The 21,139-nt window shown below is 49.8% G+C and carries 18 protein-coding genes; 16 read left to right on the top strand and 2 right to left on the bottom strand.

Features of this window, described 5'->3' with window-relative positions:
• The first annotated feature begins 29 nt into the window (after positions 1-29).
• The 16 genes from IEX60_RS02735 (at position 30) to IEX60_RS02660 (ending at position 16,888) form a co-directional block, all read left to right on the top strand.
• The gene (locus IEX60_RS02735) at positions 30-782 is read left to right on the top strand and encodes an ABC transporter ATP-binding protein (protein WP_188747105.1); all 753 of its coding nucleotides are present in this window, start codon (positions 30-32) and stop codon (positions 780-782) included.
• Positions 775-2,070 (top strand): ABC transporter permease, encoded by a 1,296-nt coding sequence (locus IEX60_RS02730; protein WP_188747102.1) that lies wholly within the window; start codon positions 775-777, stop codon positions 2,068-2,070. The genes IEX60_RS02735 and IEX60_RS02730 overlap by 8 nt, the downstream gene beginning before the upstream one ends.
• The gene (locus IEX60_RS02725; protein WP_188747099.1) at positions 2,070-2,489 is read left to right on the top strand and encodes an acyl-CoA thioesterase; all 420 of its coding nucleotides are present in this window, start codon (positions 2,070-2,072) and stop codon (positions 2,487-2,489) included. The genes IEX60_RS02730 and IEX60_RS02725 overlap by 1 nt, the downstream gene beginning before the upstream one ends.
• Complete coding sequence (locus tag IEX60_RS02720; protein ID WP_188747097.1) at positions 2,486-3,613, top strand: beta-ketoacyl-[acyl-carrier-protein] synthase family protein; 1,128 nt, start codon at positions 2,486-2,488, stop codon at positions 3,611-3,613. The genes IEX60_RS02725 and IEX60_RS02720 overlap by 4 nt, the downstream gene beginning before the upstream one ends.
• Before the next feature lie 4 nt (positions 3,614-3,617).
• Positions 3,618-4,238 (top strand): 3-oxoacyl-ACP synthase, encoded by a 621-nt coding sequence (locus IEX60_RS02715; protein WP_188747095.1) that lies wholly within the window; start codon positions 3,618-3,620, stop codon positions 4,236-4,238.
• The gene (locus IEX60_RS02710) at positions 4,231-4,485 is read left to right on the top strand and encodes a phosphopantetheine-binding protein (RefSeq protein WP_090625203.1); all 255 of its coding nucleotides are present in this window, start codon (positions 4,231-4,233) and stop codon (positions 4,483-4,485) included. Before IEX60_RS02715 ends, IEX60_RS02710 begins: the two co-directional genes overlap by 8 nt.
• Entirely contained in the window at positions 4,482-5,696 is a 1,215-nt protein-coding gene (locus tag IEX60_RS02705; RefSeq protein WP_188747093.1) for a beta-ketoacyl-[acyl-carrier-protein] synthase family protein, read from the top strand. Before IEX60_RS02710 ends, IEX60_RS02705 begins: the two co-directional genes overlap by 4 nt.
• Complete coding sequence (locus tag IEX60_RS02700; RefSeq protein WP_188747090.1) at positions 5,689-6,747, top strand: beta-ketoacyl synthase chain length factor; 1,059 nt, start codon at positions 5,689-5,691, stop codon at positions 6,745-6,747. Before IEX60_RS02705 ends, IEX60_RS02700 begins: the two co-directional genes overlap by 8 nt.
• Positions 6,744-7,442: a polysaccharide deacetylase family protein gene (locus tag IEX60_RS02695; protein ID WP_188747088.1), complete on the top strand. Its 699-nt coding sequence runs from the start codon at positions 6,744-6,746 to the stop codon at positions 7,440-7,442. The genes IEX60_RS02700 and IEX60_RS02695 overlap by 4 nt, the downstream gene beginning before the upstream one ends.
• Complete coding sequence (lolA2, locus tag IEX60_RS02690) at positions 7,423-8,067, top strand: flexirubin biosynthesis/transport protein LolA2 (protein WP_188747086.1); 645 nt, start codon at positions 7,423-7,425, stop codon at positions 8,065-8,067. Before IEX60_RS02695 ends, lolA2 begins: the two co-directional genes overlap by 20 nt.
• A 28-nt stretch (positions 8,068-8,095) precedes the next feature.
• Positions 8,096-8,470 (top strand): ApeI family dehydratase, encoded by a 375-nt coding sequence (locus IEX60_RS02685; protein WP_188747084.1) that lies wholly within the window; start codon positions 8,096-8,098, stop codon positions 8,468-8,470.
• A 9-nt stretch (positions 8,471-8,479) separates the two neighbouring features.
• Positions 8,480-8,947, top strand: a complete 468-nt coding sequence (locus IEX60_RS02680) for a hypothetical protein (RefSeq protein ID WP_188747082.1) — start codon at positions 8,480-8,482, stop codon at positions 8,945-8,947.
• A 10-nt stretch (positions 8,948-8,957) separates the two neighbouring features.
• Entirely contained in the window at positions 8,958-10,139 is a 1,182-nt protein-coding gene (locus tag IEX60_RS02675; RefSeq protein WP_188747080.1) for a DUF2062 domain-containing protein, read from the top strand.
• 52 nt (positions 10,140-10,191) lie between these two features.
• Positions 10,192-13,866 (top strand): 1-acyl-sn-glycerol-3-phosphate acyltransferase, encoded by a 3,675-nt coding sequence (locus IEX60_RS02670; protein ID WP_188747077.1) that lies wholly within the window; start codon positions 10,192-10,194, stop codon positions 13,864-13,866.
• Positions 13,867-14,481: 615 nt separating this feature from the next.
• Positions 14,482-16,041 carry a phytoene desaturase family protein gene (locus IEX60_RS02665; RefSeq protein WP_188747074.1) on the top strand — a complete coding sequence of 520 codons (1,560 nt, stop codon included), beginning with the start codon at positions 14,482-14,484 and terminating at the stop codon, positions 16,039-16,041.
• Positions 16,028-16,888: a cupin-like domain-containing protein gene (locus tag IEX60_RS02660; RefSeq protein ID WP_188747072.1), complete on the top strand. Its 861-nt coding sequence runs from the start codon at positions 16,028-16,030 to the stop codon at positions 16,886-16,888. The genes IEX60_RS02665 and IEX60_RS02660 overlap by 14 nt, the downstream gene beginning before the upstream one ends.
• Here the strand turns inward: IEX60_RS02660 and IEX60_RS02655 are convergent.
• Together IEX60_RS02655 and IEX60_RS24805 are read right to left on the bottom strand one after the other, a co-directional pair.
• A complete protein-coding gene (locus IEX60_RS02655) occupies positions 16,883-17,776 on the bottom strand; it encodes a PorP/SprF family type IX secretion system membrane protein (protein ID WP_188747070.1) in 894 nt (297 codons plus the stop codon). The genes IEX60_RS02660 and IEX60_RS02655 overlap by 6 nt on opposite strands.
• A gap of 137 nt (positions 17,777-17,913) precedes the next feature.
• The gene (locus IEX60_RS24805; protein ID WP_373284997.1) at positions 17,914-20,481 is read right to left on the bottom strand and encodes a T9SS type B sorting domain-containing protein; all 2,568 of its coding nucleotides are present in this window, start codon (positions 20,479-20,481) and stop codon (positions 17,914-17,916) included.
• Positions 20,482-21,139 lie beyond the last annotated feature (658 nt).

Raw genomic sequence — 21,139 nt, 5'->3', positions numbered from 1 at the left:
AATTCAACAACTTTCCTTATTTTCGTCCCATGGAGGAAATCATCCGTGTACACCAACTGTCCAAACGATATGCGGGAAGCGACCGGTATGCATTGAAAGATTTATCACTTTCTATCGCAGGGGGGGAGATTTTTGGTTTACTCGGCCCCAATGGAGCCGGCAAGACTACATTGATTTCCACCTTGTGTGGAATGATTAAACCCACATCGGGGGAGTTGTGGTTCAAAAACCTCAATTATCGGCAGCATAGGCGGGAGATACAACGGCAAATCGGTGTCGTACCCCAGGAATACGCCTTGTACCCTACCCTGACGGCGACGGAAAACCTTTACTACTTTGGTAGCCTGTACGGACTCCCGGCCGCCCGATTAAAACAAGACATTGCCCACGGACTGGAACGTGTTGGCCTGACAGACTTTGCGGGGAAGCCCATCAAAACATTTTCCGGTGGCATGCAGCGGCGGGTCAATCTATTGGCAGGTATCCTGCACCGGCCGAATGTACTCTTCCTGGATGAACCCACGGTGGGTGTAGACGTACATTCGAAAGAAGTGATCATGGCATTGCTGCATGAACTCAACGAACAGGGAACAACGATTATATACAGCTCGCACCACCTCAACGAAGCGCAGCATTTTTGTACCAAGATCGCGATCATTGACGAAGGAAGTATCGTCGTTGAGGGCAAGCCGCAGCAGCTGATCGAATCTGTATCGGGGGCATCCACCTTGGAAAATGTCTTTATCCATCTTACGGGAAGCCAACTTAGGGACTATGCGTAAATTGTTCGTATCGGCCTACAAAGAAGTATTGCTCTTGCTACGTGACTGGGGCGGATTGGCCATCCTGTTTTTCATGCCTTCGGTATTGATCATTACGATCACACTCATTCAGGAAAGCACGTTCAAAGCCGTGGGCGAATCTACACTGCCGATTGTGTTGGTCGACGAAGACCAGGGCGAGATCGGCAAGCTGGTGGCTAAGAATCTTGCTGAGGCTCCCAATGTACAGCTGATCACCGAAATAGCCGGGCAGCCTATTGACGACAACCGGGCACGGGATTTGGTGAGCGGCGGCGAATACCAGATTGCACTGGTTATTCCGGCAGGCATCAGCGACGAGTTGAATGACAAGGTAAACCACAACGTCGATAAAATATTGGGGGAATTTGCCCTGACCGGAAATGACAGTATAGCCACTACCGGCCAACAACCCCAAAAAAAATGGAAGACCAAGGAGATCAACATCTACTTTGATCCGGCGGCCGGACAGACGTTCCGGAATGGTGTCAAAAGCAATATCGAGCGGATGCTTTCCAAGGTAGAAGTACAGAAAATTTACGACGTATTCATTGATCAAATGGAGCTGACCGAAGATCCCGGCCTGCTGAACGACGAGATCATCGCTTTTAATGAGATCATTGCGCAAAAAGGCAAAGACGGCATCATTCCCAATGCGGTGCAACACAATGTCCCGGCATGGATTCTGTTTGGCATCTTCTTCATCGTGGTTCCACTGGGCATCAACCTGGTCAAGGAAAAAAACCTGGGTACCTACATCCGGCTGCGTACCAGTCCGGTTTCCTATGCCATTATCCTTGGAGGCAAAATCGTCACCTATACGGTCATCTGCCTAATCCAATTTGCGTTGATGCTGCTTATCGCCAAGTATATTTTCCCACTCATTGGATTGATTGAGTTTGATCCGGGCGCACAGCTTCCCTTGATGGTGCTGATTGCGTTCGTAGCCGGGTTAGCAGCCATCGGACTGGGTATCCTTATCGGCACCCTAGCCGAAACCCAAGAGCAGTCCGCGCCGTTCGGCGCTATATTTGTGATTATCCTTGCAGCACTTGGCGGCGTATGGGTACCCACCTTTATCATGCCGGAGGTCATGCAAAAGGTATCGGCATTTTCACCCATGAACTGGGGCATATCGGCCTTTTACGATGTCATCCTTCGCAATGGTACGGCAACCGATATCGCCCGTCCGTTAGGGTATCTTTTGCTGTTTTTTGTGATTACCCTGATTGCTGCTATATTTTATGATAAAAAACATCAAACGCACTGATGCATTCTCCACTTCAGCATACCACCCGCTTCCGTGTACGGTTTAACGAGACCGACCCACTGGGCATTGTGTGGCACGGGCACTATATCACGTATTTCGAAGACGGTCGCGAAGCATTCGGAGAGGCGTTCGGTATTTCCTACCAGCATATACAGCGCAATGGTTTTCTGGCTCCGGTGGTCAAATGTACCTGCGAATACAAATCGCCGCTGCGTCACGGCGATTGGGCGACGGTGGAGACCACCTTTATCAACAGCCCCGCTGCAAAGATGACGTTTCGGTATACCATATATGACGCCTCCAAACGGATCATTGCAACCGGGGAGACCATTCAGGTATTTACGGATACCAACGGCGAGCTCATGCTCACCAATCCACCTTTTTTTGAAGATTGGAAAGCACAGCACGGATTGCTATGAAAACGGATGTCTTTATTTCCGGTGATTGCATCATTTCCCCCCTGGGCATGGGAAGCAAGTTGAATTTTGAGCAACTGCTGACGGGGGAGACGGCAATTGCTCCGGTTGATGATGCGACGCTCGCCGACCATCGCATCCATGCCGCCCGCATAGCCGATCACCAATGGATCGGAAAAATCCGGAATGCATCAGGCTACACACGTCTCGAAACGCTGTTTATCCTGGCCATCCAACAGCTGATAGACGCCCACAGCATTCCCGTTGATAGGCGCACGCTGGTATTGTTATCCACTACCAAGGGGAATGTATCCCTGCTGCACAATCCGGAGGCACAGTTTCCCGAAAACCGCATATACCTCGCGGAAATGGCTCACGCAATCCAACACTACTTCGGATTCGCCAATGCCCCGATTACGATTTCGAATGCATGTATTTCAGGTGCGTTGGCTTTGTCGGTAGCCCGGCAGCTCCTGCAATACAGCGATACCTATGATCAGGCACTGGTGGTAGGTGGCGATGAGATTTCGAAATTTATTGTTTCGGGCTTCGAAGCATTCCAGGCCTTGTCCGATGGTCGCTGCCGACCGTTTGACCGCGACCGAAACGGCCTGAATCTCGGCGAGGCAATCGCTGCGGCATACGTAACCAAAAAAGCCACGGACGATGCGGTCCGGATCAAGGCGGCGGCGTCATTCAACGACGCCAACCACATCTCCGGTCCCTCACGCACGGGAGAAGGATTGTACCGAAGCATCCGGGAAGCCATGCAACTGGCCGGGGAGCCCATGCTTGATTTTATTTCGGCGCATGGTACGGCAACAGTTTACAACGATGAGATGGAGGCCATCGCCCTGCACCGTGCCGGTTTATCGGACACACCGTTGCATAGCCTTAAGGCCTACTACGGCCATACGCTCGGAGCCAGTGGCCTGCTGGAAACCATTTTGGGCATACACTCCCTCAGGGCCAATCGGCTGATTCCTTCGCTCGGCTTCCAGCATACGGGTACGAGTAAGCCGCTGAACCTCATCACTCAGCCAACCGAACGCCCCCTGGGTACCTTCCTGAAAACCGCATCGGGGTTCGGGGGTTGCAACATCGCTATGATTTTTGAAAAAGTGTAATCACATGGACGTTCCTTCCCACTATATCCAGTCTTACTGCACGATCCGCGATCGTTCCATCGCATTGAACGGAACGACCTGGTTGAAAATGGATTCTTCCACAACATTGGCCGATTTTCTTAAATCCGCTTATCGCCAGTTGGATATCGATTATCCGAAATTTCATAAGATGGACGGCCTGTGTAAGGCCATTTTCATCGCGACTGAGCTCATGACCCGGGATTCAGGCCCTTACCCAAGCGACACGGCCCTTATTTTTTCCAATCGTTCTTCCAGTTACCTTTCTGACAATAAGCATGCATTGGGCATTTTCAATACAGAAAATGCGACGGCCAGTCCGGCTACCTTTGTCTACACATTGCCGAATATTGCACTCGGCGAAATCAGCATCCGGCATCAATTGCATAGCGAGAATGTTTTCTTTATTTTTGACCGCTATTCGCCGGAGTTTCTCGTCCCGTATACCCAAGCGGCACTGGACGACAAAAAGTTAGCAAACGCGATTAGTGGATGGACGGAAATAAGCGGGCATACATGTGATTTATTGCTATATTACATCGGTAAGTCGGGTAGCGTACCGCATACCGTTGCGCAGTTGAAACGAATATATAACGAACATGAGTGAATTGACACAAGAGCTGAAAGCAAAAATCATTACCCAACTGAACCTGGAAGACCTTACCGTGGACGACCTGGATGACCATACGCCCTTATTTGGCGATGGATTGGGATTGGACTCCATCGATGCACTGGAACTCATCGTGATGCTCGATAAAAGTTACGGCATCAAGCTATCGGACCCCAAAGAAGGCCGAAAAGTATTTGAGACCGTCCAGACGATGGCCGATTTCATTGAGGCAAACCGCAAATGATTCCTACCGCCCCGATCGCTATAACCGGAATGGGGGCTATCTCCGCCATCGGAAACCATGTAACTGAAAATTTCCGGTCGCTCGTAGCGTCAAAGCACGGCATTGGCCCCATCACACAGCTGGATACCTACCACCGGGGGCGACTATTGGTAGGGGAAATACCCATTGGCAATGCCGAGCTGTATGACCGCCTGCATCTTTCCCCGGAGGTCGCCTGCACGCGTAGCACGCTATTGGCGTTACTGGCCGCCAAAGAAGCAATGGAAGCTGCTGCTTTTCAACCGGGAGACGGATACCGGACGGGATTGATTTCTGCCACCACTGTGGGTGGCATGGATGCCACCGAACAATACTACGATGACTACCTCATATCAGAGAAACATCAGCCATTTATCCAGACACACCCCTGTGGCTATGCCGCTGAACAGATGGGAAGATACCTAGGTATATCCGATTTTGTGACCACCATCAGCACGGCCTGTTCCTCCGCCGCCAATGCCATTATGCTGGGGGCACGGATGATCCGGGCAGGTCTGTTAGACCGTGTCCTCGTAGGTGGTACAGACTGCCTTTCCCGGTTTACCATCAATGGATTTAACTCCCTGATGATCTATACGGACAGCCATTGCCGGCCATTCGACGAAAACCGCAATGGCTTGAACTTAGGAGAAGCCGCAGCGTATTTAGTATTGGAAGCTGCTGAGGTAGCTAAACGACGTGGCAAGTCGCCCATTGCCTATTTGACAGGGTATGGTAATGCCAACGACGCGTTCCACCAAACCGCCTCTTCAGACAACGGCGAGGGCGCTTACCTTGCGATGCGAAAAGCCCTCGAAACCGCACGTTTGAATCCCACTGATATCGACTACGTCAATGCACATGGTACGGCTACACCGAACAACGACCTCGCAGAGGGGAATGCGTTATTACGAATATACGGATCGGCATCCGCACTTCCGACTTTCAGCTCGACCAAGGCCTTCACCGGCCACACATTAGCTGCCGCCGGAGCAATCGAAGCCGTTTTTTCCCTCCTGGCCCTACAGCATCAGGTAGTTTTTCCGAACCTGAATTTTTCACAGCCCATTGCGTCCCTCGGAATTATTCCGCAAACTGAATTAAGGGAAAAGAAAATAGCCCATGTGCTATCCAATTCCTTCGGATTCGGTGGAAACTGCAGTACCCTCTTATTTTCTAAAGACCATGATTAAGCCGATTTACATACATGGCAGTGGCTGTATTTCCATCCAGCCCACATTTGAGGCAGGCTATTTCTTTGATGCGCTAACATCCTATGCACAGAACCCCGTCCCTGCGTTGGATCCGGATTATAAAGCGTTCATTCCCGCATTGCAGCTCAGGCGTATGAACAAAAGCATGCGGATGGCCCTCTTCGCTTCCCGGCTTGCCATGCAAGAAGCCGGTATTACGTCTATAGACGCGGTGATCACCGGCAGCGGCCTCGGATGCCTGCGTGATTCGGAACGCTTTGTCGAACACCTGCGAGCCGAAGAAGGGTCATCGCTGAATCCCACGCCATTCATCCAATCTACGCACAATATGGCTGCGGCGGCTCTCGCATTGTCATTGGGATGCAAGGGATATAACATGACCTATGTGAACAATGCCAATTCGTTTGAATCGGCCCTTCTGGATTCCCTGATCTATCTGGCAGAGCACCCCACGGAGACAGTTCTGTTGGGGGGTGTGGATGAATTAGGCGAGCGGACACCGCAGTTCTGGGATATCGCCGGCTATTTAAAGCACGAAGGAGCGGAAATCCCTACCCCGTTGGATGATCGTACTCCCGGAGAAATCGCCGCCGAAGGTGCCATTTTTTTTATCGCCTCACAGCAACAGAGTTACCAGACCCTTGGAAAGGTGCTAGCGGTAGAAACACGGCTCGAAGTGGATAATCCACCTGCATTCATTGCGGAATTCCTGCAACGAAATGGGGTAAGCACGGATGCACTGGATGCGGTTATGCTGGGTTGCAATGGCGATGCCCGTTACGACGGAATCTATCGTACCTTGGGAGACACCTTATTTGCGGATTTACCGCAGGTCGCTTTCAAGCATACGCTGGGTGAGTACGACACGGTAGTTGCAGCGGCTCTTTTTCTGGTGCTGGGAATTTTTCAGCACCAACACATCCCTCAAACCTTATTATTGAATGAAGTATCATCCCGCACGTTGCAACGGATATTGATCTACACGCAACGCCGTGGGCAGAATCATAGTGTGATTTTGGTCGAAAAATGATTGGGTTAGTCATCGGATTATTAGGGATAGCACTTGCTATACTGGCGTTGGGTGCCTTTAACATTCAATGGAATTTTTTCCTGAAGGCCGTCCACCGCGCAGATTCAGCAACCCTCCAAATCGCCCTCACGTTTGACGATGGCCCCCACCCTGTGTATACAAAGCAGGTACTTGGACAACTGGAGAAACACGGGATTCCGGCCACTTTTTTCTGCATTGGCAAACACGTAACTCAATATCCGCATTTGATAAAAGAATTGCAGCAGCACGGCCATGTGGTGGGTAACCACTCTTTTACCCATGCTTCTACCATAGATTTTCATACCCATGCGAAATGGGTAACCGAAATCCAGCAAACAGACGACGCTATCGAACAAACCCTCGGAAAACAGCCCCGGTTTTTCCGCCCCCCTTTTGGGGTGACTACCCCCCATCTGGCTCGTGCCATCAACGAAACGGGGCATACCGTTATCGGGTGGCGGATACGCCCCTACGATACCCTTAACCGTACACCGGAACGAATCGTACGCACCATTCTAAAAAAAACCAAACCGGGCGATATCATCCTGCTCCACGATACGCATGAGCGGATTGTTCCGGTTTTGGAACAGTTGTTGCCTGAATTTAAGAAGCGGAAGTTTACTATGGTGACTGTGGAAAAATTAATCCGACAACATGCATATACGCAAGATTAGTGTCATAGGATTCGTACTGTTTTTGGTAAGCATAACGGTGTTTGGGCAACAGGCACTAACGGCCCCCGAAATTAACGCGTTAAAAGAGAAAACTGCAGCCAATGCGAAAACGCTGCAATCGCTGGAAAGCAACTTCACGCAGACCAAACATTTAAGCTACCTGGAAAATGCGGTACAATCTTCCGGCAAACTTTACTTCAAAAATCCCGGGAAAATCCGGTGGGAATACATCAACCCCACCCCCTATACGGTTATTTTCAACGACAACAAGATGTATACGCGCAATGAAAGCGGCAAGACTTCGCAAACGGATCTTGCGGCAAACCGGCGGTTCAATGCATTAAACGAGTTGTTGACGGAAACCGTACAACAGGGAAATTTCTTTGATGAAATGCGCTTCTACATCGCCTATTACAAAAACAGCAAGGGATACGCAGCGGTGTTGGTTCCCAAAGAAAAGGCGCTCAATAAATACATCAAGCAGATCGAATTGACGATTGACGGTTCCTCTTTTTTAGTAAAGCAGGTCAAAATAGTCGATCCTTCGGCTGACTACACCCTATTGGATTTTGCAAACCAGCGCAAAAACACATCCATACCGGAGGATAAGTTCGTAGCCAAATAGTTCCCATAATTTTTTACTTTTGCTCGCTATGTCGCTTTTACACGACTTCTATACCATCCAATCATTTTCTGCACAAGACCAGAAAGTGTCGGCCTCCATTGTGATCAACAAGGACCATCCGGTATTTAAGGGGCATTTTCCAAACCGGCCCGTTACACCGGGCGTGTGTATGATGCAGATCATCAAAGAGCTTGCTGAAAAATGGGCAGACCACACCTTGACATTGAAAAAAGCACGCAATGTAAAATTCATGGCGATCATCAATCCAACCGAGCATCCAAACATTCAGGTAACCTTGGATGTTGAGGAAGATGACGGGCTGCTTTCAGTCAAAAGCACCACGTCGTTTGAAAACACCGTGGCACTCAAGTTCAGCGGTGTCTTCCAAAAGGAAACGCTTTAAGATTGAGTTATGAGAAAAGTGATCGCTCTTTTAATGGTATTAAGCACTTGGTTGGGTGCGCATGGTCAGGATCTAACAAACATACGGCTTCTTTATAAAGATGCCACCCAATCAAAAGAGCAGGCGGAAGCCTTTTACGAGCCGCTGAAAGACGTAACCCAAACAGACAAACCTGTTTTAGTAGCCTATAAGGGATCAGGCCTGATGCTGTTGGCAAGGTATGAGAAACTGGCCGACCGTGGACCGAAAATAAAGGAAGCTGCACAATGGATTGAACAAGCGGTAGCGGATGATCCGGATAACGCTGAAATCCGACTGATCCGGCTCAGCGTACAGGAACACCTTCCCCGGTTTTTAAAGTACAACCAACACATCGAAGAAGACCGGCAATTTGTGAAGCAGGCACTACCTTCGCTTAACGACGAAGGCCTCAAAGCCATGATCCATGGCTACTTCGAAGAGTTTTCAAAGGAATGAATCAACCTAAATGACCCACAACGACGTACTAGCAGCTATCAATGCTTGTGTAATCATTCCCACCTACAACAATGCAAAAACCCTATCCCGGGTCATAGATAGCGTGCTTACCCATACGCCGCACCTGATTGTGATAAACGACGGAAGCACAGATGCAACCCACAATATCCTATCGCGGTATTCTACATTGACCCGCATTGACCTGCCAACCAACAGGGGAAAGGGGAATGCATTGCGTAAGGGATTCGGGGAAGCACTTGCACAGGGATATGATTATGCGATTACCCTGGATTCTGACGGGCAGCATTTTCCGGATGACATCCCTACGTTTGTCCAGGAAATAGAAAAAAATGGAATGGCTTTGCTGATTGGCGACCGAAATATGAATCAGGACGGCATTCCGGGAAAAAGCAGTTTTGGCAATCGGTTTTCCAACTTCTGGTTCCGGTTCGAAACCGGAATTCCCCTTTCAGACACCCAATCGGGTTTTCGGCTTTATCCGCTCGGGGAAATCCGTGATATCCGGTTTTACACCACAAAATTTGAATTTGAGATCGAGGTGATCGTTAAGGCTGCCTGGCGCGGCATCCCGATACGCAACGTACCAGTACGTGTGCTCTATGACCCCGATGAACGGGTTTCGCACTTCCGGCCCTTCCGCGACTTCACCCGTATCAGCCTACTCAATACCTGGCTTGTACTGGTCACGTTGTTGTACATCCGTCCACGCAATTACTTCCGCACCTTCAAAGAAAAGGGATTTAAGCGTTTCTTTTTTGAAGATCTGTTACACAGTGAGGATACTCCCCTCAAAAAGTCGCTTTCCGTCGCATTGGGGGTACTGATCGGGCTCTCCCCTTTCTGGGGATTTCAGACCGTCATTGTGTTGTTTCTGGCTTGGGTACTCCGCCTTAACAAACTGATTGCTTTTGCGTTTTCGAACGTCAGTATTCCACCACTTATCCCATTTATCGTATACGCTTGCTTGTCCATCGGCACATTTGTATGGGGACAATCCGAGGCAGTTTCCTCGTTCAACTGGCAGCAATTTGACACCTATCGTCCCTACATCCAGCAACACCTTGCGGAATACGTGGCAGGTAGTTTCGTGCTGGGTATTTCTGCGGCCGCAGTGGCCGGGATCCTGTCTTACCTGCTACTGAACATCCGGTCGGGCAGAAATAGAAGCTAAAGAAAATGAAAAAAATGAAAATCTGCTAACTTTGTAGCTCAAAAATACTGTATTGGCTACCTTTTTTTATTCCATATACCGTTTCCTGAAAGACCGCCGGTGGATCTTCTTTCTCGTCACTCCATTGGTCTTCGTCTTACTTGCTTACTGGGCTAGCCGCATCCGGTTTGAAGAGGATATTACCAAGCTCATTCCTGCCGATGACGGTACCGGATACATTACAGAGGTATTGCAATCCGTCAAATTTGCCGATAAAACGGTGATCAACATTTCGACACCCAAGGCGGGCGACCTACGTTCGTTACAGGAATATGCCGATGCGTTTGCTGCAGCAATGGAACAACAGGCGGCATCCTATATCACCCGCCTGCAAGTCCGGTTGGAAGATGATCAACTCATGGAGCTGTTGGAATTGGTAAGCAACAACCTGCCGCTTTTTATGGATGAAAACGACTACCGTCGTATTGATTCCCTCTTAAGTTCGGATTCTATAGCGGTGAGTGTACAACGGGCCTACCAAACGATTACCCGTCCGCAAAACCTGGTGTCAACGCCGTTGGTAAGGCAAGATCCGCTGGGATTGACCTTTCTGGGATTGCGCAAATTCCAGCGGTTGCAATCCACCGGACCGTTTACGCTGGAAGACGGTTACCTGATTGGCCGCAACCGCAAAAACCTGTTAGCTTTCATCACGACATCGGGAAATACAGGAGAAACAGCCAAAAACACCGAATTTATACAGATTCTCGACCAAACCATCCAACAGCTTAACGCACAGTTTAACGGGCGCGCCCATGCCGAATACGTTGGTGCCACAGCCGTTGCAGTGGCCAACGCCCGGCAGATAAAACGGGATATACAACTCACGCTATCCATCGCATTGGTCTTACTCGTTGCCCTCTTTATCTATTTTTACCGCCGTGTCACCATTCCATTGATCGTCCTTTTTCCTGCAATCTTCGGAAGCCTTCTCGGAATCGCCGTACTGTACTGGCTGAGAGGCACCATTTCTGCCATATCAATTGGCATCGGATCGGTACTGCTGGGGCTCACACTTGACTATTCCATCCACATCCTTACGCATTACCGTGGCACCGGGGATATCCGGAAGTTGTTTGAGAGCACTGCAAAGCCGCTATTGATGTGTGCCGTTTTTACCGCGGTCGACTTTCTCTGCCTGGTATTCCTGCATTCCGACGTACTGAGAGATCTGGGCATTTTTTCCGCCGTGAGCGTGTTGGGTGCGGCCGTCTTTTCGTTGATCTTCATCCCGCAGGTTTATGCACCTACCCAACGTGTTTCCGTACGGCAAAATACATTCATCGATGCCATTGCCCAATACGACTTCAGTCGGAACAAATGGATACTCGGTATAGGTATCCTACTCACCATCGCGAGCCTTTTCACGTATCAGCGGGTCGGTTTCAACGATGACCTTGCGGCGTTGAACTACGAGCCGGAGCACCTTAAGTTGGCCGAACGACGGCTTGACACACTGGCAAATTACTCAGCAAAATCCATCTACCTGGTCTCCTATGGCAGCACGTATGACGAAGCTGCCGACCGGAATGCCCGTCTGTATCGTCAGTTGGAGCATCAGGAGGAGCAGGGAAACATACAAACTTTCCAGTCGGCGGGAGGCGTCGCGCTGTCTGCCGTGCAACAACAGGAACGAATCGACCGATGGAACCAGTTTTGGTCGGGCAATAAAAAGGAGCGGTTGATCCAGCAGCTACTTACCGAGGGTCACAATGTCGGTTTTAAGGAAACCACGTTTCAACCATTCTTTGAAACGCTATCCCGTACGTTTTCTCCCTTAGATACCGCCGGACAGAGGTTGCTGAATGAGCTATTCCTCGAAGAGTTTGTAGCCACTCGCGAGAAGCTGACAACCATCACCAGCGTCGTAAAGATTAATGATACCAATGCCACAGCGGCCATCCAGTCGTTGGCGGATGAAGAGGCCGGTATCCTGGCCATCGATCGGAAACATTTGCAGGAAAAATTACTTGGCAATTTAGAAGCCGATTTTAACACGCTGTTTTTTATTGGGTCCATTGCCGTCTTTGTGGTCACTTTTCTATTCTTCGGCAGCCTGGAAATCACCCTGCTTACCAATATTCCTATTTTCCTAGGGTGGTTGGTTACGCTGGGCCTCATGGGTGCCTTTGGTGTTCAATTCAATGCATTCAATATCATTATCACCACATTGATTTTCGGATTGGGGGTCGACTATTCCATTTTTGTCACGAAAGGGCTATTGGAAGAATATACCTACGGCAGCCGCGATATGGCGGCGTACAAAGCCGGGGTTGTCATGTCTGCCCTTGCCACCCTGCTTTGTTTCGGGATACTCGTCTTTGCCAAACATCCAGCCATCCGATCCATCTCCGTGATTCCACTGATCGGTTTGTTGGTGGTGGTATTGATGTCGTTTTCCTTGCAGCCCTGGCTTTTCCGCATCTTCCTGACAAAACCCCAGGAGCGGGGAAATACGCCCTGGCGCATCGTCAACCTGATTCTCACGGGTCTAACTTTCGGCTATTTTTTTCTCGGCGGGTTGGTATTGAGCCTGCTAGCACAACTGTTCATTGCGGTGGTGCCGCTCAGCAGGAAGAAGAAGTTTGCCGTTTTCCATCGTGCCTTGCAGCTGTTTTTCCACAACCTTATGTACCGCACACCGGGTGTCCGCATGCACGTGATCGGCCGCTCACCTGCTAATTATGATCCGCCCGTCATTTTGATTGCCAACCATACGTCAATTTTGGATACACCAACGGTGGGACTCTTGCATCCCAAACAAATCTTCATGATGAACGACCGGCAGTTCCGCTCGCCTTTCTTTGGCCGCGCCATGCGGATGGTGGGCGCCCCTCCGGCTTCCGAAAATGAACCCGGTAGCCTGGAGAAAATCCGCAAAAAGGTCAAACAGGGATATTCCATCATTATTTTCCCCGAGGGTACACGTTCGACGACCACCACCATCCAGCGATTTCACAAAGGTGCTTTTTACCTAGCAGAACAACTCAAACTGGATATCCTGCCGCTCCTGGTGCATGGCAATGTACATGCGCTTCCTAAAAATGACAACATGCTCAAGCCCGGACCAATCACGATGAAGTTCCTGCCCAGAATCAGACACGACGACTCCTCATTTGGCCAAGGCTATGCCGAACGGACGAAACGTATATCGTCCTACTTCAAAGCAGAATTCCGGGCACTGCGCAACGAGCACGAGCCGGCCAACTACTTTAGAAAGAAACTCTATTTCAACTTTGTTTATAAACCACGACATATTCAGCGCACCGTTAAAGCCACCTTCAATGCTTACAAAGACAGTTATCACCAGTTGATGCGTCAGCTTCCCCTCAAGGGACGCTTTCTGCATTTGGGATGCGGCTACGGTGTGTTAGATTTTTTATTGGTTTACGACAGTGCAGAGCGCAGGATTACTGCCTGGGATGCCGATGCGGAAAAAATTCGCGCAGCCCAGCATACCTATACCGTAAATCGGTACGCACTGCAGTTTGTGACGGACATCCCTCCGCTGTCGGGACACGATGTACTGATGGTGTCTGAACCAGCATCTGTTGACTGGATGCCGCATGCGAGAACTGCTACCTGGGTTGTGGTTGGAGATGTAAAGCCCGAAACGGGAACTTCGTTGCTGATGCTTGGCTTTCAGTTGGCTTTTGAAAGAGGTTGTTTCGTCGGATATCGGAAATAAAGGAAGGTTAATTTAATGGTTGCGATGCACGAGGCTTTTCTTTTTGCCTTTGCACGCAGGGCTTTCCGTCGTTCGCCGCGACAGGGCTCTTTGGCCTCCATGCCGGCCGGGCGTGATACTTTTTGACCGCAAAAAGTATCCAAAAACTCGCCACTTGGAGCTCCTGCTACGGCTGGTAGTGCATCCCACTGCATCCCGCAGAATCTCCCATGTGGCATAAAAAGCGATACGGTGAGTTAGTACGGATAGACGCACGGAACGGACGTTCGGAGGGAGACCGGCCTTGAAGAATCGGGAAGCAGGGAGCCGAAAAGCATGTGCGGGAACGACCGTATCGGCAGCAAACAAGCGGATTGGGGAAGCACAGCGGCTGCAATCCGCGCTATGAATGCTTTGCAATCAGCCTGCGACCGAGGCTTCAAAGCCTTGATCTTTTGCTTCGTTTTGCATCAAGGCAAAATGAAGGCCCGCCCGGCGAGGGCAAAAAATAAAGCCTGCCCGGCGGAGGGCGAGAAAAGGAAGTCGCCTTCACGACAGGAGCCAGCGCGGCTAGCGCACACAAATTAAACCTTCCTTTTCTTTATCCAAAATACTTTATTTTATCTTTACGCCAACATGCATGAATCATTTGATATCATCGTCATCGGAAGTGGCTTGGGGGGCTTGGTCTGCGCAACTATCCTTGCCAAAGAGGGACTAAATGTATTGGTATTGGAGAAGAACAACCAATACGGAGGTAACCTGCAGACTTTCGTGCGCGATCGGTGTATTTTTGATACAGGAGTGCATTACATCGGCGGTCTGGAAAAAGGGCAGAATCTTTACCAATATTTTCACTACCTAGGTATCGCTGAAAAACTGCGTCTCAAACGAATGGATCAGGACGGATTCGATCGGGTTACCTTTGATAATGATCCCATTGAATATCCGTATGCACAGGGAGGAGCCAATTTTGTGGAACAGCTCAGTCGGCACTTTCCGGATGAGCGGGAGGGTATCAAACGGTTTTATGCCAAAATGAAAGAAGTCTGTCAAAGCTTCCCCTTATACCGCTTAAACGCGGAAGAAACGTATCAGCTGAATGAAGAAACCTTAGGTCTGAAAGTAAGCGATGTGATCAATGACTGTACATCTAATCCCAAACTTCGGGCCGTACTAGCCGGCACAAACCTACTGTATGCGGGTATCGAAGATAAGACACCATTTTATGTCCATGCGCTATCCATCAATTCATACATCGAAAGTGCCTGGCGATGCGTAAACGGAGGGGGACAACTGGCCAAGCTCCTCATACGGGAACTTCACAAACATGGCGGAAAATCACTGAAATACAAAGAGGTAGTCAAGTTCAACATAGAAAACGGCTTGCTCCAATCCGTATCCACTGCGGATGCAAAAACCTACCGAGCGAAAACATTTATTGCAAATATAGACCCCAAGAGGACATTAGACTTAATCGGTAACTATCCGATACGCAAATCGTATGCAAACCATATCCGAAAAGCCGAACACACCATCTCCTCGTTCAGTCTGTATATCGTGCTAAGCCCAAAACGCGTACCTTACCTCAATAAAAATTATTATCATTTCCGGGATGAGGCAAGCGTATGGAATAACGTCCATTACCGCCCCGAGGACTGGCCAATGGGCTATATGGTATCGATGAATGTAAAACAAGATCAGGATGAATGGGCAGAAGCCATGACGGTATTCACCTATATGCGTTACGACGAGGTAAAACAATGGGCACATACACATAATACCGTGGCTGAAACGGGTAACCGTGGCAGCGATTATGAGCGATTTAAGCAGGAGAAAACAGAAATCATGCTGAATGAATTGGAGAAAAAATTTCCAAACCTCCGGAAGCATATCCGAGCCACCTATGTATCCACCCCGCTGACGTACCGCGATTACATCGGCAGTGAGACTGGCGGTATGTACGGATTTGTTAAAGATGCCAATCACCCATTGAAAAACTACCTGCCAACACGCACCAAGATTAAGAATCTATTGCTCACCGGCCAGAGTGTGAATATGCATGGTATCTTGGGTGTTACCATCGGCGCAGTGTTGACCTGTGCGGAATTGATTGGCAAATCGCACCTCTTAGCAAAAATCAATCGGGCTAACAAACTAGAATCGCTAACTGTCAAAGCATATGGCAACGTTTAATCTGGAACCACTCGAACGCATACAGCCGATCTCCAAAACTGAATTTATCCGTCGGTATTATCGCCCCCAACGACCGGTTCTGATCAAAAACTTGACGAATGCCTGGAATAGCAAATGGACGTTCGATCACATCAAAGCATTGGCGGGCGACCAAACGGTACCGCTCTACGACAACAAACCCGCTCAGGGGAAAGAAAGTGTGTACGCACCGGTAACCACCATGCGGTTCGGCGATTACATTGATCTGTTAAAAACACAACCTACCGATCTTCGGATCTTTTTCTATACGTTGAAAGACCACTGCCCGCAATTGCTGGAAGACTTTGAATATCCCGACATCGGTCTGAAGTTTTTCAAACGATTGCCTGCGTTGTTCTTTGGCGGTGGCCTTTCCAAGGTTTTTGCACATTATGACATCGATTTGCCGGACAACCTGCATATTCATTTCGAAGGGAATAAACGGGTGGTACTTTTTGGACCTGACCAAAGTACGCATTTATACAAGGTGCCGTTTTCTATTCACAATATTGACAAAATTGACATGGACAACCCCGATTTCGAGCGTTTCCCGGCACTCAGACACGCGAAGGGATATGAGGTGTACATGAAACATGGTGATGCACTCTATATGCCCAGTGGCTGGTGGCATTACATCACATACCTAGATGGCGGCTTTTCGATGACGTTGCGCGCATTACCACGAACGCCCAAACGTTTCGCAAACATGCTGTACAACGTGTTTTTCATGCGACTTGTCGATAATACCATGCGAAAAATACGGGGCCAGAAGTGGCTAGACTACAAAGAGCGATGGGCCTATAAGCGGACCCAGCGCCTATCGTTATAGCATTCCCAGCCCTGCACCACCAAAGCGGTAATTCAGGCCAATCTCATGGCTAGTGTTACTGATACGCCGGTTTAGCGCCTCGTTGCCGGGGTTGAACTGGTAGCTGTAGCCCAACCCAAAGCTCCCAAAGTTAAACTGTGCCATGGCGGCAACCTCTCCATAACTCCGAACATTCGCTCCGATGCCGAATACTTCCTTGATAAACACCAGCGCCGAGGCTTCTGCCTGCGGCCTGAGGCTTTCCGAGTACGTCACCAACACACTCGGACGGAAGTGGAAGTCCGTTCCGAGGGCAAACAACGCACCTGCTGTCAAGTGGTAAATGTTCCGGAAGTTGTAACGGCTGTCTCGTTCCACCCCCAAATTCCCCAACATCAGTCGCGGAAGCGACAGCCCCACATAGTAACGGCCCGGCCGGTACAGCATCACTCCGAATCCCACCAGGGCATCTGTTTCCCGTACGTCCTCCCGGAATGCAGGGTCTTGGGGATCCAATTGTGAGAAACGACCATCAAGGTAACCGACACCAGCGTTAAGCGACAAACCCACCCATTCCGACTGCGAGATTCGCACACTCTTTGCGAAAAAGGCACTGGCTTCTGAAAGCTTCTCAACCGCCAAACTCTCGTGTCTGACAATGAGCCCCGCCGTTGCGCCGAGGTCTTTGAATCCTACGTGGCCACTCCCCCAGAACACCGTAGGAGCCCCTTCCATCCCTGCCCACTGCCGCCGGCCGATCACACTCACTTCTCCGCCCTCCGCAAGCAGGCTCGCTGCTGGGTTCAATACGGTGCGCAACTGGCCGTGCTGCGTGTGCGTTAGGGGTTGCTGAGCAGCAACATCTATTGCCCAAGCGCAAACTGCCAGTACCATGAATACTTTTTTCATCTGTATATAATTTGTTTTTTAACGGTGATGAAGCTATCAGATTTATTCATTCCCGTGTGCGATTGAATAAATCATGATGGTTTCATTATCTTTAATTTTCTATTTTTCAACTTACATTCGTCAACTGCTGACCACTTTTAATATCTCATCACGAAATACCCCTTCTGTGCACGCAATCTACCATCGTTATCCTTGATTTCGACGATATAGAAATACGTGCCCGCCGGTAATTGCAGCTGTCCTGTAGATATACCGCGGAAAGCCCTGGTTCCATTGTCGTATCCCGAGATCTCGTATAGCACGGTGCCGTTTTTATTGATGATGGTTACCCGGTTTTCTGGATAATCCCGGATCCCTTCTATCATTAGAAACTCATTGATGCCATCACCATTTGGCGATACGGCTTTATGGACCTTCACGGGGAAGTCGCTGTCATCCGTTACCCGGATGGTTATACTCACAGGTTCTGCCGGGAAGTAATTCAAATTACCTTCTTGTGTGGCGGTAATCGTCACAGTACCCAATCGCAATACGTCGAGCGTATGTCCATTCAGAACAGCTACTTGTTCGTCATCAAGCGATAAAGTAACAGGCAGGCCGCTGCTGCTGCTTACATCCAACTGTATACTTCCGGCATTACGGTCAACCTCGGTATCTTGATTGAACCGGATCTCCTGATGCGCCCGAAGGATGGTAAGAATGGAATTCGTGTAATTAAACACATAATCTGACGATGAGCCACCGCCAACGGTAATGGTGTACTCTCCTATGTCACTGTCGGCGTTAGCCACAGTGGTAGCCACCGGCACGTTATCCAACGCCGCTTGGGTATCGCCATTTACGAATCCGGTATACCGGAGTTCAAATACAGGGTTGACTTCGCCATATGGCCGGCTCGCGGGTAACGCAGCAACGATCAAGTTTGCTGGCTTGATAACCAATGTTTGCACCACATCTTCAGCAGCAGCATAATATCCAGAACCAGGTTGAGAAGCAACTATCCGCACAGAACCCGCTCCGTTGATGCGGACCTGATTACCATTGACGATGGTAGCAATACCCGTAGCGTTGCCTTGCATATCCGTAATTCGATAAGATACCGGTAATCCACTGTCTGACGTCGCCTGCAGTGCAAATGCTGCTTCGCCGTATGTTTTTTCCGGCAACGCGCCAAATGTAATCTGCTGTGTCAACTCTTCGACAACCCATACACCAACAGATACCGAGCGTTCTTCTTTTGTATTCCGCACCACACCGTTGGCCTGCAAGGTATGACGGCCCAGTTCAAGGTTGGCCGGAATCGGCAGCGTACCGTTGAATGTACCATCGGCCTGTACGGGAATATGCCCAAGCATTTGCGGATCAGAGAAGATATAAAGCGTAATCACCGTACCCGGTTCAAAGCCATATCCTTTTACCTGTACCGAAGCTCCTTGGCCACGGATGATGCGAATGACCGCTTCGACATCCGTGATGGGGATGATTTGGTCATTGATGCCGATGGAAGCCATATCCATTGAAAAGCCATCGCCGCTAAGGCGTAAATAACTGTTATCCATGACCTCCAATGTTACCGGTTTCGGTTTACCATCCACGATGACGATCGCTTCACCTGGTTGCAAGGCAGGCAGTTCGCCCGACTGATCCGGTACTGGTGCCGACGGCACCACTGCGGACGTGGCGGCACTAAATGCGCCCGTACCGGCCGCATTTTGCGCCGCCACGCGGAAGCGATACGGTATGTTGTTCATAAGGCCTGTTAGCACTGCTTCGATATCCGTAGAAATACCATCCTCAATAGTATGCCACGTTGCACCGTTATCTGTGGTATACTGAATGATGTAATCGGTTATCGGTGCACCTTTGGTATTTTCTGGAGCTACCCAGGTGAGCTGCACACGTTTGTCTCCAGCCTGTGCTTCGACAGCAGTAGGAGCCGTCAGGACGTTTCCTGCTGAGAGAGCCGCTAACGCTTTATTCAAATTTTCTAACGCTTCGTCCACTTCGGCCTGCGTGGCATTTGGATTATCCAGTACCGTTTTAGCTTCTGCAATTGCTCCTTGTAGGTTCTCCCAACTTTCGGGTGTATAATCCACCTCATTCAAGTCATTAGCCTCATTTACAGTGTTTTGAAGTGCCGTTTTGTCAACCGTCAGGTTACCCATCGCGTCGCGAAGTGCCTGTTCGGCGGCATCTATTTCTGATTGGGTCGCATCTGGGTCATCGTATACTGCCTGGGCAGCTTCAAGCGCACCCTGCAAGGCAGACCAGCTCTCCGGCGAATAATCGCTCTCGGTCAAGCCTTCGGCTTCTCCGATCGCCGACTGCAAACCGGCCTTGTCGACTGTCAGCCCCGCCAGCGCATTTTGAAGAGCTACCAAAGCATCGTCTATTTCCTGTTGTGTAGCATGATCATTGGCCAAAACTTCCTCCGCTATTGCACGTACCGCTTCCAGAATCTTCCAATTGGTTGGCGCATAATCTGTTTCCGTCAATCCATTGGCTTCATTAACCGCAGTCTGCAAGGCTGATTTATTTACCGTTACATCGAAGGTAAGTGTGTTGGACTCCAATGTCGGCACAGTTGTGCCGGCTATTAGAATTACCGTTCCAGCTTTTTCGCCGGTAAGTGTGATTTCAGCAACGCCATTCGCCGCATCGACCGTTGAGAGTCCGGTTATCGATCCCTGGCCCCCTTGTTGCATAAAGATAACTTCCACCGTGCTTTCAACACCGGAAGTAATGGTATTTCCATAGGCGTCTTTCAATGTCACGGTCACACTGCGGGTGCCTCCAGACGCGAGGTCAGTATCGTCCCCTACAAGTATCAATTCTGCAAGTGCGCCGAAGGACACGTCGGACGTGTACGGACTGTCTCCAATTTCATTACCACCCAATGTAATAGTGATGTTATCCGTGCCAGCGATTGTCGGCACATAAGTGACGGTATAGGTGCCGTCGCCATTGTCATCGATGTCTCCCATTATAGCACCGCTGTTTGCACCGCCTGTGGTGATTTCAAAATCGCCGAGCGGTACCCCACTAATCGGATTGCCTTCGCTGTCGCGCACCGTAATGGTAATGGTGGTCGGCTCACCCGCTGTGCCTGATGCAACCACTGCAGTTGTAGCGGATGCGTCCGGGGCACCTGCAGACAAAACAATTGCATCGGACTTTATTGGTAAGACACCATAATCCACAGGCTGCGTTGTCAGACTAAATTCCAACTCATAGGTGCCTGCTTCACCCATGATTCCCAAATCTGCGAAACTCCAACGCTCTGTGGTGCCAGTCAGCCTTACTGCAGCCATCCCGATTAAGCTACCGTTACCCGACGAGACTGTAGCACTCAATATTGTTCTT

The organism is Parapedobacter defluvii (genome assembly GCF_014642075.1).
Taxonomy (GTDB): Bacteria; Bacteroidota; Bacteroidia; order Sphingobacteriales; family Sphingobacteriaceae; genus Parapedobacter; species Parapedobacter defluvii.
Note: the sequence above shows the minus strand (reverse complement) of the source record. Positions and strands in the feature narration are given on the sequence as shown.

Coding starts and splice junctions, on each gene's coding strand:
- IEX60_RS02720 (WP_188747097.1), top strand. CDS start 2,486: ATGAAAACGGATGTCTTTATTTCCGGTGATTGCATCATTTCCCCCCTG.
- IEX60_RS02695 (WP_188747088.1), top strand. CDS start 6,744: ATGATTGGGTTAGTCATCGGATTATTAGGGATAGCACTTGCTATACTG.
- IEX60_RS02730 (WP_188747102.1), top strand. CDS start 775: ATGCGTAAATTGTTCGTATCGGCCTACAAAGAAGTATTGCTCTTGCTA.
- lolA2 (WP_188747086.1), top strand. CDS start 7,423: ATGCATATACGCAAGATTAGTGTCATAGGATTCGTACTGTTTTTGGTA.
- IEX60_RS02735 (WP_188747105.1), top strand. CDS start 30: ATGGAGGAAATCATCCGTGTACACCAACTGTCCAAACGATATGCGGGA.
- IEX60_RS02715 (WP_188747095.1), top strand. CDS start 3,618: ATGGACGTTCCTTCCCACTATATCCAGTCTTACTGCACGATCCGCGAT.
- IEX60_RS02700 (WP_188747090.1), top strand. CDS start 5,689: ATGATTAAGCCGATTTACATACATGGCAGTGGCTGTATTTCCATCCAG.
- IEX60_RS02710 (WP_090625203.1), top strand. CDS start 4,231: ATGAGTGAATTGACACAAGAGCTGAAAGCAAAAATCATTACCCAACTG.
- IEX60_RS02705 (WP_188747093.1), top strand. CDS start 4,482: ATGATTCCTACCGCCCCGATCGCTATAACCGGAATGGGGGCTATCTCC.
- IEX60_RS02685 (WP_188747084.1), top strand. CDS start 8,096: ATGTCGCTTTTACACGACTTCTATACCATCCAATCATTTTCTGCACAA.
- IEX60_RS02655 (WP_188747070.1), bottom strand. CDS start 17,776: ATGAAAAAAGTATTCATGGTACTGGCAGTTTGCGCTTGGGCAATAGAT.
- IEX60_RS02680 (WP_188747082.1), top strand. CDS start 8,480: ATGAGAAAAGTGATCGCTCTTTTAATGGTATTAAGCACTTGGTTGGGT.
- IEX60_RS02660 (WP_188747072.1), top strand. CDS start 16,028: ATGGCAACGTTTAATCTGGAACCACTCGAACGCATACAGCCGATCTCC.
- IEX60_RS02725 (WP_188747099.1), top strand. CDS start 2,070: ATGCATTCTCCACTTCAGCATACCACCCGCTTCCGTGTACGGTTTAAC.
- IEX60_RS02675 (WP_188747080.1), top strand. CDS start 8,958: ATGACCCACAACGACGTACTAGCAGCTATCAATGCTTGTGTAATCATT.
- IEX60_RS24805 (WP_373284997.1), bottom strand. CDS start 20,481: ATGCAACAAGGGGGCCAGGGATCGATAACCGGACTCTCAACGGTCGAT.
- IEX60_RS02665 (WP_188747074.1), top strand. CDS start 14,482: ATGCATGAATCATTTGATATCATCGTCATCGGAAGTGGCTTGGGGGGC.